This is a genomic window from Paenibacillus sp. 01T442 (genome assembly GCF_056398345.1).
Genome location: NZ_JBFTPF010000003.1, coordinates 1 through 13746 on the forward strand (window position 1 = coordinate 1; position 13746 = coordinate 13746).

Below are 13746 nucleotides of genomic sequence, written 5' to 3' on the forward strand. Positions count from 1 at the left end.
ACTTCTACTTCTACCTTCTACTTCTACTTCTACTTCTACTTCTACTTCTACTTCTACTTCTACCGCCAAACCTTCCTCCACCCGCCACAAACAAATTAAATGGATTTTATGTTGTTATTTTTGTTGATTCTCGCTATTTGCGAGCAATAGATGGATTTCCTACAGCTAATTTCTTTTAAAATCCACCAAACTACTAATTCCACTCAAATTAGATGGACTTTTTCCATCTATTCACTAAATCTCATGAAAATCAGCGGAATTAACTGTATATTTTACATTTATTTGAAAATCTAGTTACTCAACTAACCACACTACTTCTACTCCCTCTCTACTCGCAGCCAGCATGTCACACATCATCACGCCCTTATCCAAAAATAGAGACGACTTATGACATGAGTCACAAAAATGCTACGATTTGGACAAAACTAGTCGAAAAAATAGCCCAGTCGAGTCATACTCTTATGATTGTCGATCAGGTAACATGGACAACATGATAAGAGTTGAGATTGAAAGGGGAATATAATTCCATGTTTAAAAAGTTTATGTTAACCGTAAGTTCGATGATGATCGCATCCATGCTTCTCGTAGGGATCGCAAGTGCTCATGTCGTTGTATATCCCAAAGAAGCTACGCAAGGCAGCTATGAAGTTTTCACTGTACGTGTACCTTCCGAGAAGGACATTGCGACAGTTAAGGTCGAAATCAAATTCCCGCTTGATTCCGTAGCTGTTTCTCGTTTTGAACCTAAAGCAGGTTGGAAGTACGACATCGCCAAGGATGCTGCTGGCAAAATCACTGGCRTTACTTGGACTGCAACGGGCGATGGTCTAGGAGCAACTGAATTCGGTGATTTCAGCATGCAAGGTAAAGTGGCTGATACCGCTACTCAAATCATCTGGAAAGCCTACCAAACTTACAAGGACGGCTCTGTCGTGGAATGGGTTGGGGCGAATGGCTCGGACAAACCCGCTTCTGTCACTACCGTTAAAGCGAAAGCTGCCGCAGGTGCGACAACGGATAGTCACGGGAATGTAACGGCTGGCACAGCTTCTGCTGGAGATAGTTCAGAATCAAACACATCGCTGTACCTGTCCATTGCTGCTGTGGTGCTTGGCGCGTTTGCATTGATCGTATCGTTGGTAAGAAAACGTAAGTAGTAACGGTTTCATTGGTTTAAAGGGCTGTTCACAAGGTGTTCCTTGTGGGCAGTCCTTTTTTGCTTCGCGATACAACCAGAAAAAGACGTCCATCGGATGATACATTCGATAGACGTCTGTGCAACTGCATGTGTGACGTAGCTTATTAGCTAAATTACCTGTAAAAAGTACATCTATTTCGACTCGGTTTCATCATGTGAAATCATCTCATTGCCCGACAGCCCCAGAGGACTAGGTCTGAGAACCTTATCTCTCGTAAATCCGGAAATAGTACTCATACGGATTCTTCTCGTTCCGCTCGCCCAGCTCAGATGATACCAAGGTCCAATTGGACAAGTCGAGTTCCGACATAAAGGTATCCGCTTCGAACTCATCCTCGATGTAAGTGATGTACATCCGATTCACATGGGAGGCAAATAGCTTGAAGATCTCTGCTCCGCCGATGACGAACAGCTCCTGTTCACGGAACGTCTCGATCGCTTCATCTACCGAGTGAATAACTTCGCAGCCCTCGGCTTGGTACGCGGTATTCTGAGTGAGAATAACGTTTCGTCTTCCGGGCAGCGGTTTGCCGATGGACTCGTACGTTTTGCGTCCCATCAGGATGGGGTGCCCCATCGTCACGTTTTTGAAAAATTTCAGATCGCCTGGCAGATGCCAAGGCAGCTTATTATTGACGCCAATGGCGCGGTTACGATCCATGGCAAAAATAAATGAGATACTCATACGGCGAACACTCCTTTCGTTACAATAACTTCCTTATATCGCAATCGGGGCCTTAATGCCCGGCAGTGGTGTATAGTTAAGAAATTCAAAATCATCGAATTGGTAGTCGAAAATGGAAGCTGGCTTCCTTTTGATATGAAGCGTTGGCAGCTCTTGCGGCTCTCTCACTAACTGTTTATTCACTTGTTCAACATGATTCTGATAAATGTGTACATCGCCGCCGTTCCAGATCAGATCCCCCACTTCGAGATCGCACTGCTGAGCAATCATATGGGTTAACAGGGCATACGACGCCAGATTAAAGGGCAGACCCAAGAACGTGTCCACGGATCTCATTTGGAACATACACGATAAACGACCGTTCGCTACATAAAATTGAAACGCATAGTGGCACGGCGGCAGCGCCATGTGATCCACTTCAGCAGGGTTCCAAGCGCTAACCAAGTGTCTGCGAGAATCTGGATTCGTCTTGATTTGGTGAATCAGCTTCTCGATTTGATCAATAATTTGCCCATTAGGCGCAAGCCATGTACGCCACTGTGCACCGTATACGCGGCCAAGATTTCCGTCTTCGTCCGCCCACTCGTCCCAGATCGTAACACCGTTATCGCGCAAATATTGGACATTCGTGCTGCCGCTTATGAACCACAGCAGTTCATGAACAATGGATTTGATATGCAGCTTCTTCGTTGTTAAAAGAGGGAACCCTTCGCTCAGGTTGATTCGCATCTGACGCCCAAAAACAGAAATCGTTCCTGTTCCCGTGCGATCTCCCTTTTCAACACCTTGATCTAAGACATCCTTAAGCAGTTCTAAATAAGCTTTCATAATTCAATCATTCCCCACGCTTTCGACATTATTTCTTATTATAACATCATCTAATTCGACAATTCATCTCAAATTCCACCCGTATACAAGAAAACCAGTTTTGTTCATAATTAAATATGGATTACCATCTATTTCCAAGGAGTGATATCGTGTCCAAAAGGATCTTATTTTTAACTGGTGATGCTGTTGAAGTATTGGAAGTGTACTATCCCTACTACCGTGTACTAGAAGAGGGATACGAGGCCGTTATCGCATCTCCAACGAAGAAAGTACTTCGTACCGTCGTTCACGACTTTGTTGAAGATTGGGAAACGTACACCGAGAAACCAGGACATCTTCTCCCCTCCCACGTCGCTTTCGCCGATGTTGATCCTAGCCAGTTCGATGGGCTCATCATTCCTGGCGGCAGAGCTCCTGAATACATTCGTTCGAGTGAAGATGTTCCACGCATCCTTCGGCATTTCCTTGAAGCGGATAAGCCGATCGGTGCCATCTGCCATGGTGCGCAAGTATTCGCCGCTCTGAAGGACCGCTCCCTCTTCGAGGGTCGCACGTTGACAGCGTATAACGCATGTCGCTTGGATGTAGAAGCGCTTGGCGCGACGTATACAACTGATACGCTGCATGTCGATGGGAAGCTCGTCAGCGGTCATGCTTGGCCGGATTTACCAGGATTCATGCGGGAATTCTTGAAATTATTGGCCTAATCGAACTACATAGATGACATAAAGAAACGGGGCTGTCTCGTAAGTAGTTTACACTACTTGTGGAACAGTCCCGTTTTGTCAAAACTCCTCTTACTCCGCCACCATCCGATTGGTCAGTGCTCCGAGCTTCTCAATCTCAATCGTCACGATATCTCCATCTTTCAAGTATACCTGCCTCTCAGGCGGATAGCCTAAAACAACACCCTCAGGTGTCCCTGTTAAAATGATATCTCCTGGCATTAACGTCATATGCTGTGAAATATAGCTGACGATTTCATCGCAATGGAAGATCATATCCGATGTATTCGAATGCTGCCTTACCTCTCCATTTACAACCGTTTTAATCTCAAGATCGTTCGGGTTGCCGACTTCATCAGCTGTCACAACATAAGGACCGATAGGCGCAAATTGATCACACGATTTCCCCAATAGCCATTGCTGCGTCCTTACCTGTAAATCGCGGGCAGACAAATCATTCGCATTACAGTACCCAAAGACGTGAGAAAGTGCTTGTTCCTTCGAAATATATTTCGCTGTTTTACCAATGACAATGGCTAATTCCGCTTCATAATCCACTTTCTCCGAAACCTTAGGTAACGAAATGTCCTCCCCATGACTCGCTAAGGCGTTATTGAACTTGTTGAACAGAATAGGAAATTGCGGGATTTGTGCATTCGTTTCCTCCGCATGTCTGCGATAATTAAGTCCCACGCATATGATTTTATTCGGATGCATGACGCATGGTCCAAGGGTTAATGTAGATTCATCCAATAGATAAGCGGTTTGATCTGCATCCGAAACAAGGACCCATTCTATAAATGAAAGCAGATGGTTCAAAGCCTCGGCACCGCCATAAATAACCTCATGGATGGTTGTCGGAATTGCTTTCTCTTCCGTAACTGCGGAGAGTGCCGCCACAACATCGACCACACCTTGCTCTATTTTGACACCTAATCGGTAGTCACCTTTATGAAGAAACGAAAGGAATTTCATGTGCCGTATCCTCCTATCTTTAGATTAATTAAACAAGTTCCTTCAACACGGACTCGATGATCGTAAGTGTTGTGTCGACGTCCTCATCGGTATGAGAATAACTAATATGATTGCGTTTAATGTTCATCGGCATTTTGAAGATGCCCTTCTCGATCAACTTCTTACGATAGGTTACGTATAGCTCTGCATCATTTTGCTGCAAATCCGAGTAGTTCTTCGGCTCGCTCTTCATGAAATATGTCGTCCATACGGAACCGAAACCTGCCACATAAGCCTCGATGCCAAGTCGTTCATGAATGCCACGTATGCCCGAACGCATCTTCTCGCCCAATCGGAAAATATGCTCATGCACCGGTTCGTTCTCCATCAGTTCAAGTGTTGCTATCGAAGCGGCTGTGCCTACGGCATGCCCGTTATACGTGCCTGCAAACCACACGTCCCCACCTGGGTACGTATTGAAACGCTGCATATACTCACGTTTACCCGCTACAGCGGCGATTGGATAGCCATTCGCCATCGCTTTACCCATCGTTGTCAAATCGGGGGTAACACCTGCAACCTTCTGATAACCGCCAATATCATGGCGGAAGCCCGTAATCACTTCATCAAAGATAAGGAGTGCACCATGTGCCGTACAAAGCTCACGAAGCCCTTCCAAGAAGCCAGGCTGCGGCATAACACAACCGATATTATGGGGAATCGGCTCGACAATCAACGATGCGATTTGCCCTTTATTCTCGCGGAAGGTCCTTTCAACATCATCCAGATCATTAAATGTACAAACCAAGGTATTATCGATCGCTTCATCTAGCATGCCAGCAGAGCCCGGATCTCTTTTGCCAATCATATCCCAAGAACTAAGCATGTTTCGAGCGACATAATCGTGCCAGCCGTGATAGCAGCCTTGAAATTTGATCAGCTTGTTACGACCAGTAATCGCACGAGTTAAGCGTATGGCATGATAGGTAGCTTCAGATCCTGAATTACAAAAAAGTACTTGCTCCGACGATGGGACGTGTGTACAAATTTTGCGAGCCAATTCTACTTCTAGATCCGTACAGCCGACGCCGTACAAATCCGTTCGTTCAATAGCTTCAATCACTTTGCGATTGACGTAAGGATGGCTGTGCCCCAAAATAATCGGGCCGAATGCACCTTGATAATCGATGTATTTTTTGCCATCTGCATCATAAATATAAGCGCCCTCACCTTTCGTAAACACCTTCATAGGATTCACGTTACGAATGGACGTATGTACCCCGCCTGGTGAGTATAATTTCGACTCCTCATACAGCTCAATATTCTTTGACATATCTCTTACCTCCTGGAAATGATTTATTTGGTGGACGTGGTCAGGCCGAGTATCTCTGGCGTGTTGCGATGAATGATTTCTTCGATAATCTGCTCTGGAATGTGCGGCATCTTCGTGCCTTCAACCAAGTGATTAATATTCCGGAAAGCGTCAATCGTTTGTTGTGTGCTGAAGAAAGGATAATCGGAGCCGAATAAAATCTTATGTGTGACACCATACTCCATGGCTGAAACGAGTGCGTTATAGAACTGCCATGGTCGTGAACCTAATGCTGATAAATCCATATACATATTGACATTTTTGCGAACTAAGGCAATACATTCATCCACCCACGGGTGCCCCATATGCGCAATAACCATTTTCAGATTAGGAAATGCACGGGCTATCGGATCTAATGCTGCTGGCCTGGACGCATCGAGGTATCCTTCGGGTACAAAAGACGTGCCTTGATGCCACATAATGGGCAATCCCAATTCATCCGCTTTGGCATACAACTCAAAATGACGTTGTTCACCAGGATAAAAATTCTGATAGATCGGACCTAGCTTAAGTCCGCTAAGGCCATATTCCTTGATAGCCTCTTCTAGCAGCCTAGCCGCAGCTGGCCTGTTTGGGTCGATGCTCGCAAAGCCGAATAATCGTCCACGTTGCTTAGCTACATACTCAGCAACAACCTGATTAGGTACTTGGATGCCGGTAGCAGGAGCGTCGAAAGCAAGTACGATAGCCCCATCAAAAGAACGAATATTTTCTTCGTGCATCTCCGGAGTGGCAAGGATATCCATATGCTCACCCCAACTGCGTTTTACCGCAGCTAGGAAGGGTCCATTGGTTTGACCGGGAAGAAATAAATGCGTATGACAATCAAAAATCATCTTCTGCACCGCCTTTTAGCTAAAATATAGTCTTCCAACATGCGTTAATTGGCATCTTAATAGCATTTTTATGGCATCGGAAAGAGACCGTACTCCATCCGGCAGTTACCCCATAGAGTCGATCTGTTTCATAGCTTTATTTCAAAGGAGATCATTTAGTGTTTATTGTCCTCATCCATACGGGAATCCTTACGTGACTGCAGGGAAGGATGTGACTCGTCTTCCTCCATGAAGCCTTTGGTTCCTTTCTTAAACTCCCTCAAGGTCTTGCCAAACGCACGACCTAACTCAGGCAGTTTCTTGGGACCGAACAATACCAGTGCAGTTATAATTAGTAACATAATAGTTGAAGCACTAAAATGCGGCACATAACTCACTCCTTCTGGTTTGACAACTTTTGACCTACAAAGATCGTGATTGGAAGCTGTTCTCACACAGAACTAACGGTAAGACGTTCTTCGATATGAGAACACAATACCTCTTCCGTTTCCAAGCCCGCCCAATACATTTTGAGTTCTTGATTGATTTCTGATAACTCTCTTGCACTTATAGCTAAATCCGTGAAATATCGAAAACCAGGTATCGTCTCGCGAAATAGTGAAAATCTGGACGGCAGATAACGTTTCTCTTCCCCTACCCACTCTGCGGCAGATTTTCTGGCGGGAAGACTGTATGTGTGCTGGCGAACGAAAAGTTGGGCCTTATAGCTAGTTAAATATTCCACTAATTTGACCGCCGCGTCCTTCACTTGTGACTTCCGATTAACAGCAAGTCCCGTGTTAAGCAGCATCGTCATTGGCGTACCAAAATGCGGGACAGGCGCAATGTCAAAGGACAACCTCTCACCAAGCAAGTAATTTAAGTAGAAGTAACTGGTCATGATGATCGACGCTTTGCCTTTGGCCAGGAGCAGCTCTGACTCACCAGTTGTAATCCCTTCTGACAAAGAAGGAATACTGTGCTTCATCTCGCCACAATAGCGAAGCGCATCCATCATAGCTGTACCAGCAAGCTTAAGTCTGCCATCTTCATGGCGCTCGAACTTCCCGCCTGTTTGCAACAGAAGCAGCGGCCAACGATTTGGCGAATACAAGTCACAGTGAAAACCGAGGCGTTCATTCGGAATCGCCAGCTTTGACGAATACGTGATCAGATCCTTCCATTGCCAGCTGCTATCTGGCTCCGGCAAGTTCGCCTCATGGAAATGTTCGCGGTTATAGCAAAGAATAAGCGGTGAATAAATAAAAGGTTGTACGAGTTGACGACCTTCTGCCACAAAAGCATCCGATAGAAATGAATACAGCTCTGGATTCCGTTCCGTCGGCTCCAGCATCCCTTCTTCACCCGTTTCCACACATTCCTGAAAATCCTTAAAGTTCATCATGACCACGTCGAGAAGACCGCTGGACAAGTACTCGCTGATATAACTGTAGTTATTGCTGGAAGTAGGCACAGCTTGTACGCGGATATGTGGGTTTTCCTTTTGAAAGCTGGATAGCAGTCTATGAATATCCGCCTCATCCGTCACGGAACTATGGAAGCCAAGCTTCACAGTGACGAAAGCGCCTTCAGGAGCACCGACAACCTTTGTTCCGACACGAGGAATTTTCTCAATAAGTCCCTCTGCAACCAGAACGTCCAGCCCTTTTCGTACCGACTGATTGCTTAAATTGTATTCCGCGGCGAACGTTTTCTCAGAAGGTAAATATTCCCCTACCGGCCGCTTTTCTGTCAAAATATCTTCTCTCAATGTGTTGACGAGTTCGCTTAGGCGCGTGCGAGAGGAGCTGCGAGTTGTCCGTTTTTCCATCTATAAACCTCATTTCCATCCGATACACTGACAAGATCAGGAGACATGGGCACTTCCTGTATCCGCATTGTTATTAGTATTATAGCAACGACCCACCGTCACATGTCAATGTACATAAGGTTTCACACCATAACGTTACCGGATATGCGATGAAACCCTTCAATCTACTAATTCTGCCTGTTAATCTTATGCCTACTATCAAGAAATCGATAAATTGCCAACGCTATGTTTCACGGTATCACTTTCTACTGGAAGTGCAGTCCGATTGACGCCTTCTTCCACGCAAGAAGTCATGAAGAAGTAGGCACCGCTGCCGAAAGCGTCAGCTGATACTTCATACTTCCCTGCCGTAAATTGGGAGCCGATCGCTTTCAATTTATTCATTCCACTTTGAATGGAGAAATGTGCTGTACTAGCATCCGAGGCTATACTTGTACAGTTTCCGAAGTTCCAAGTAACGACATTCGTAGCATCTACACTTTTGAGAAACGCCTTCTCACCATTCACTCCGCTGAATATCGCACTGCCGTCAATGGTGATCCATTGGTCAGGCTTATTCCTCGGATTGTTGACGTCCCCCACTTTATCCCAAGCTCCTGTTAGCAAGAAACAACAATCAACGAGACCACCACCTTGCATGATGATTTCACGCGTACCAATCTTCACAGTACCGCCTACCTGAGGGAGTCCTTTGAACCACGTATTAATGAGGGTCAGTTTATTGATGCTTCCTAGTGTGACATCTTCTATATTGTAAAATTCACTGTTGAGGATGGTCAGTTCACCATTGCTCGGCGTGTATCCTACTTGAGTCGTTCCACTGCGGATCGGACGGGCGATTTCGTAGCCTTTCAGCATGCCGAAGGAGCAGCTATCGATGATGTTTTTCCTTTTGGTACGCGAGGAGCCTTTGGATATCGTCACCATCTCTTGTGCCGTACAGCCTCTCATTTGCAAGCCGTCCATGTTCACCCAGAATGAGCCCGAATTCGCCATTTTAACGCCAGGTTTGGTGTACGTAACGACGGCATGGCAATCCTCAAGTGTCAAGTCAGTTAACCGCTTGCTCGCGACAATTCGCGATGCGATATGCTTCTTGACGGTCACACGCTTCGCACTATCCCCCCAGGTCGTACCGCTGTTTGCAAAGGACAACAAACCAGAGTTGTTGATGTACGTCAGATCGTGCTCGTACTGACCATGCGTGACGAACGGACCGTACTCATCGCCGTCGCCATGACAGTTCTCAACCATACAATAAGCTGCGCAGGTAAAATCATTCAAGTGACGTGCATTGCTCGTATTGCAATCTCGGATATGCCCATACAATACGTTGATCTGCTGCGTCAAATAGCCAGTGCCGCCCCAATCGCGTTCTTCGGGGTTCATCAATTGACAGCGTTCGGTTACATAATGCGTATTGTATCTCCGCATGACGACCGGCCAGAACACTTTGCTAGCCTTGATGCCCGAAGCATCGCATTCAACGGCGAATTCATAGGCGACCGGATTTGAACCGATCTGATCCCATGTCGGGAATGGCCTGAGACTAGTGCCGTTAGGAGGCACAGGGATGCCTATGAAACTCATGTTGCGTACATGACACCGGAAGGCTGGATTCACTTTTTTGTATGTAATCGGACGCCCCTTTGCAAGCAGCCAACCGAGCTTATAGTTGAACCTGACGTGGGTGGCATCGAAAATTTCGGTTACTTTGATCAGGTAATCGAGCTCACGTTGAGCACCGCCAGCCGTGTTGTTCTTAATCTGCGCGTGCCACCAGCTATCCACTTCAAACATCGATGAATCAGCCACTTCAAATATATCTGAATATTCAGATATATCTTCCGTTAACGTAACCGTTTGCGTCACACCAGTTACGACACCTTGGAAAAACATGACCGCTCCGAACGGGTTATCCAACGTGTTCAGTTCGATTCCTTCGGTTGTGACTGTGTAGCCGTGGAAATCAATTTCAATATCGCTGCGGTGATACACATGGCGTTTTATGAAATTAAGGTCTGAGTGCGCTTCGACACGATGAATTGAAAGATCATTGATCAACGCATCCAGCGCATTATCCGCATTTATATTTTTGTCGAAAATACCAAACCACCTGAAATCGCCTACACCCTGGTGTACGACTTCAAAACAACCTTCTCCTTTGGGTGGTTTGCCTCCCCTGGCTGCATCATTTTGCTCGCGTCCATTGCCGCCATTCGTCAGCCTGTGAACAGTCCCGCCATTGTCAGCTTTGGTACTGTCCGCTACAAACCGAACCAGCTTGCCGCCTCCGTCACCGCTCTTGTTGTAACCGCCAACGAACACATGTTGGCCGTCCTTCATTTGACCCATTGGGAGTGACTTTAGTTCAGCCACGTTGTTAACTTGCAGTACGCGATCGCTGTCTTTACTGTCTTTACTGTCTTTGGCATCTTTGTCATTCGATGACCCGTTATCCGCCGAGGCGAGTCGAGGGCCTAAGACACTGCCAGCCAACATGACGCCGCCCAGCCCTATCGTGGCCAAAACTTTACGTCTGCTGATGGCCTCATTCGACTTACCATTTGTTTGATTCTCCTCGGTGCTTACGTTCGTCGCATTCGATTTTCCCTTCTTGTCATCTAGGAAGAACATCGTTGAACAACTCCTCTTCGTAAGGGGAATAGGTAAGACAACTACGTAAATCGCTACTTGCGAAGCTCTGGCGGCAGTAAGAAGTCGAAATCGCAGCCCTCATCCGCTTGCAGCACACGTTCTAGGAACAGAAGGCCATATCCACGATCATAGGCAGGTGGAGGAGCCTCCCACTTCGCTTTGCGTTCTCGAAGCGTATCTTCATCTACATGTAACTCCAGCTTGCGCATGTCGATGTCGAGCTCGATTTCATCGCCGTTCTGCACAAGCCCCAGAGGTCCACCGATGGCTGCTTCAGGAGCAACATGCACAATCAAGGTGCCGTACGAAGTACCGCTGATGCGAGCATCCGAGATGCGTACCATGTCGCGCACCCCTTGCATCAGCAACTTCTTCGGAATCGGGATTTGCCCGATTTCCGGCATCGCTGGCGCGCCTTTCGGTCCCGCATTTTTCAACACGAGGACACTGTTCTCATCGACGTCCAAATCGGGATCGTCAATCCGTGCATTCAGATCGGCCGGCGATTCGAAGACGACGGCGCGTCCACGGTGCTTCTTGAGATGCGGTGAAACCGCCGTTTGCTTGATTAGCGCACCGTTCGGAGAGAGATTTCCGCGCAGCACCGCAATCCCGCCTTGTGGTGCAATAGGCTGCTCGAGCGGATAGATCAGCTCGCGATCAGTGACCCGCACGCCTCGCAGGTTCTCGGTCACCGTTTGGCCCGTAACGGTCAAACAGTTGCCGTTCAGCAGCGGTTCAATTTCCTTCATCAGGGACGGCACGCCTCCAGCTTCGAAGAACTCTTCCATCTGATACTTGCCAGATGGGCGAACGTTCAAGATAAACGGYGTCGTTGCGCTAATTTCGTCGAACCTTTCAAGCGGTAACCGGTAGCCAAGTCGTCCAGCAATAGCTACAAGATGGATGATAGCATTGGTAGATCCTGCACAGGCCATCGTCACTCGAATCGCGTTATCCAGTGATTCCTTGGTAATAATGTCACGAGGTCGAATGTTACGACGGACAAGCTCCACGATCTGTTTCCCCGTCTGCTCAGACATATGGCGTCGCCTGGAATCTGGGGCAGGAATTGCCGCACAGCCCGGAAGTGCCATACCAAGTGCTTCAGCAATCGCCGCCATCGTGCTGGCCGTCCCCATCACCATGCAGTGACCATCACTGCGGCATATGGCATTTTCAGCAACGGTGAGTTGTTCATCTGAGATATTGCCCGCTTTGTGCTCAAGCGTAAACTGATAACAGTCGGTGCAGGCGCCAAGTGTCTGGCCGTTTAATTTGCCGTTCAGCATCGGTCCACCCGTAAGGACAATCGCTGGAATATTAGCGCTCACCGCAGCCATCAGCTGCGCAGGTACCGTTTTGTCACATCCGCCCAGGAGTACAACGCCATCAATCGGATGCGCTTTGACCATTTCTTCTGTGTCCATCGCCATGAGATTCCGAAGCAGCATCGTCGTCGGCTTTACATAGGGTTCGCCTATGGAAATAGTCGGAAATTCCATGGGCAGACCGCCGGCTTGCCAGACACCACGCTTCACATAGTCCGTCAATTCCCTAAAGTGAGAGTGGCATTTATTCAACTCGCTGAACGTGTTGCAAATGCCGATGACCGGCTTTTTCAAATCATCATCTGTGTAGCCCATGGACTTCGTAAATGAACGGTGGATAAACCCCCAAAGCCCGGTATCGTTAAAATATTTGTCACCACGAAGTTTGTCTTCACCATTTACCTCAAGAATGCTGTCTTCATCCGCCATGTTAGTAAGTCCTCCCTGCACGTAATCTCGATGTTTGTTTACAAATCACAAGCATTGGCGAGATGACCTCCGTCCACAACAAGTGTCGTGCCCGTTATGTAAGATGCTTCGTCTGATGCCAAGAATAGAAACGCGTTCGCCACTTCTTCAATGGTACCGAGCCTGCGCATCGGGGTTCGTTCCGTCAATGAGAGTGTGACTTCCGATTTCTCCTTCAGTTCGCGATCAAGAGGTGTATCAATGAAGCCAGGCGCAACGCTATTAACACGAATGTGATTCTGTGCCAAATCAACAGCCATCGACTGCGTTAGCAAAACAACGCCACCTTTTGATGCATTGTAATGGGCCAATACAGCACTTCCAGCTAAGCCATTTTTCGAAGCCATATTGACGATCGAACCATGAATCCCACCAGCAATCATCCCCTTCGCCACCCATTGGCTCAGTTGGAACGCCGCATTCAAATTAATGTTGATTACCTGCTGCCAACGAGAGAGCGGGATGTCGATAAATGACTCGCGTGTTGCAATGCCAGCGTTATTGACCAAAATGTCGATGCCATCCCAGTAAGCCCACGCTTGTTCAGCAGCCTTGTCCACTTGCTCTGACACATTCAAATCACAGACGACAGTTGCAACGTGAGCGGTTTGCCCCCTATCCATGGCTTGCTTTCGGATTGTGTCAGCAGATGCTTCAAGCTGATCCGCCATGTAATCAAGCAATACGACACTCGCCCCTTCTTGCACGAATTTATGTGCAATCCCTTGACCGATGCCTCTGGCACTTCCTGTAATCAATGCCCGTTTTCCTTGCAATCGCACGCGGGAAGCCCTCCATTCCCTAGGTAGTTCACATACCTGCAAAGTCAGACTGGCGAACACTCCTATGCATTCACCAGTCTGAGTTGCTGATTTAGAAGA

The 13746-nt window shown here is 47.3% G+C and carries 12 protein-coding genes; 2 read left to right on the forward strand and 10 right to left on the reverse strand.

The window, feature by feature from the left end:
• Positions 1-527 precede the first annotated feature (527 nt).
• The gene (locus AC1DLM_RS04190; RefSeq protein ID WP_477569214.1) at positions 528-1157 is read left to right on the forward strand and encodes a YcnI family copper-binding membrane protein; all 630 of its coding nucleotides are present in this window, start codon (positions 528-530) and stop codon (positions 1155-1157) included.
• A gap of 246 nt (positions 1158-1403) precedes the next feature.
• On the opposite strand, the gene AC1DLM_RS04195 is transcribed toward AC1DLM_RS04190, so the two are convergent.
• Together AC1DLM_RS04195 and thyA are read right to left on the reverse strand one after the other, a co-directional pair.
• Positions 1404-1883: a dihydrofolate reductase gene (locus AC1DLM_RS04195; protein ID WP_477569215.1), complete on the reverse strand. Its 480-nt coding sequence runs from the start codon at positions 1881-1883 to the stop codon at positions 1404-1406.
• Positions 1884-1916: 33 nt separating this feature from the next.
• Positions 1917-2711: a thymidylate synthase gene (gene thyA, locus AC1DLM_RS04200; protein ID WP_477569216.1), complete on the reverse strand. Its 795-nt coding sequence runs from the start codon at positions 2709-2711 to the stop codon at positions 1917-1919.
• Positions 2712-2860: 149 nt separating this feature from the next.
• Here thyA and AC1DLM_RS04205 point away from each other — a divergent pair, with 149 nt between their 5' ends.
• Positions 2861-3418, forward strand: a complete 558-nt coding sequence (locus AC1DLM_RS04205) for a DJ-1/PfpI family protein (RefSeq protein ID WP_056609321.1) — start codon at positions 2861-2863, stop codon at positions 3416-3418.
• Between the two features lie 90 nt (positions 3419-3508).
• Here AC1DLM_RS04205 and AC1DLM_RS04210 read toward each other — a convergent pair whose 3' ends face one another.
• The 8 genes from AC1DLM_RS04210 to AC1DLM_RS04245 form a co-directional block, all read right to left on the reverse strand.
• Positions 3509-4411, reverse strand: coding sequence for a fumarylacetoacetate hydrolase family protein (locus AC1DLM_RS04210; RefSeq protein ID WP_477569217.1), 903 nt, complete (start codon positions 4409-4411; stop codon positions 3509-3511).
• 28 nt (positions 4412-4439) lie between these two features.
• Positions 4440-5723: an aspartate aminotransferase family protein gene (locus AC1DLM_RS04215; protein WP_477569218.1), complete on the reverse strand. Its 1284-nt coding sequence runs from the start codon at positions 5721-5723 to the stop codon at positions 4440-4442.
• Positions 5724-5746: 23 nt separating this feature from the next.
• The gene (locus AC1DLM_RS04220; RefSeq protein ID WP_477569219.1) at positions 5747-6598 is read right to left on the reverse strand and encodes an amidohydrolase family protein; all 852 of its coding nucleotides are present in this window, start codon (positions 6596-6598) and stop codon (positions 5747-5749) included.
• Positions 6599-6753: 155 nt separating this feature from the next.
• Entirely contained in the window at positions 6754-6939 is a 186-nt protein-coding gene (locus tag AC1DLM_RS04225) for a twin-arginine translocase TatA/TatE family subunit (RefSeq protein ID WP_477569351.1), read from the reverse strand.
• An 89-nt stretch (positions 6940-7028) separates the two neighbouring features.
• Positions 7029-8408 carry an ABC transporter substrate-binding protein gene (locus tag AC1DLM_RS04230; RefSeq protein ID WP_477569220.1) on the reverse strand — a complete coding sequence of 460 codons (1380 nt, stop codon included), beginning with the start codon at positions 8406-8408 and terminating at the stop codon, positions 7029-7031.
• 198 nt (positions 8409-8606) lie between these two features.
• On the reverse strand, positions 8607-11045 hold the full coding sequence (locus tag AC1DLM_RS04235) for a hypothetical protein (RefSeq protein ID WP_477569221.1): 2439 nt from the start codon (positions 11043-11045) through the stop codon (positions 8607-8609).
• 53 nt (positions 11046-11098) lie between these two features.
• Positions 11099-12826 carry an IlvD/Edd family dehydratase gene (locus tag AC1DLM_RS04240; protein ID WP_477569222.1) on the reverse strand — a complete coding sequence of 576 codons (1728 nt, stop codon included), beginning with the start codon at positions 12824-12826 and terminating at the stop codon, positions 11099-11101.
• 38 nt (positions 12827-12864) lie between these two features.
• Positions 12865-13647 carry an SDR family NAD(P)-dependent oxidoreductase gene (locus AC1DLM_RS04245; protein ID WP_477569223.1) on the reverse strand — a complete coding sequence of 261 codons (783 nt, stop codon included), beginning with the start codon at positions 13645-13647 and terminating at the stop codon, positions 12865-12867.
• Positions 13648-13746: the final 99 nt, after the last annotated feature.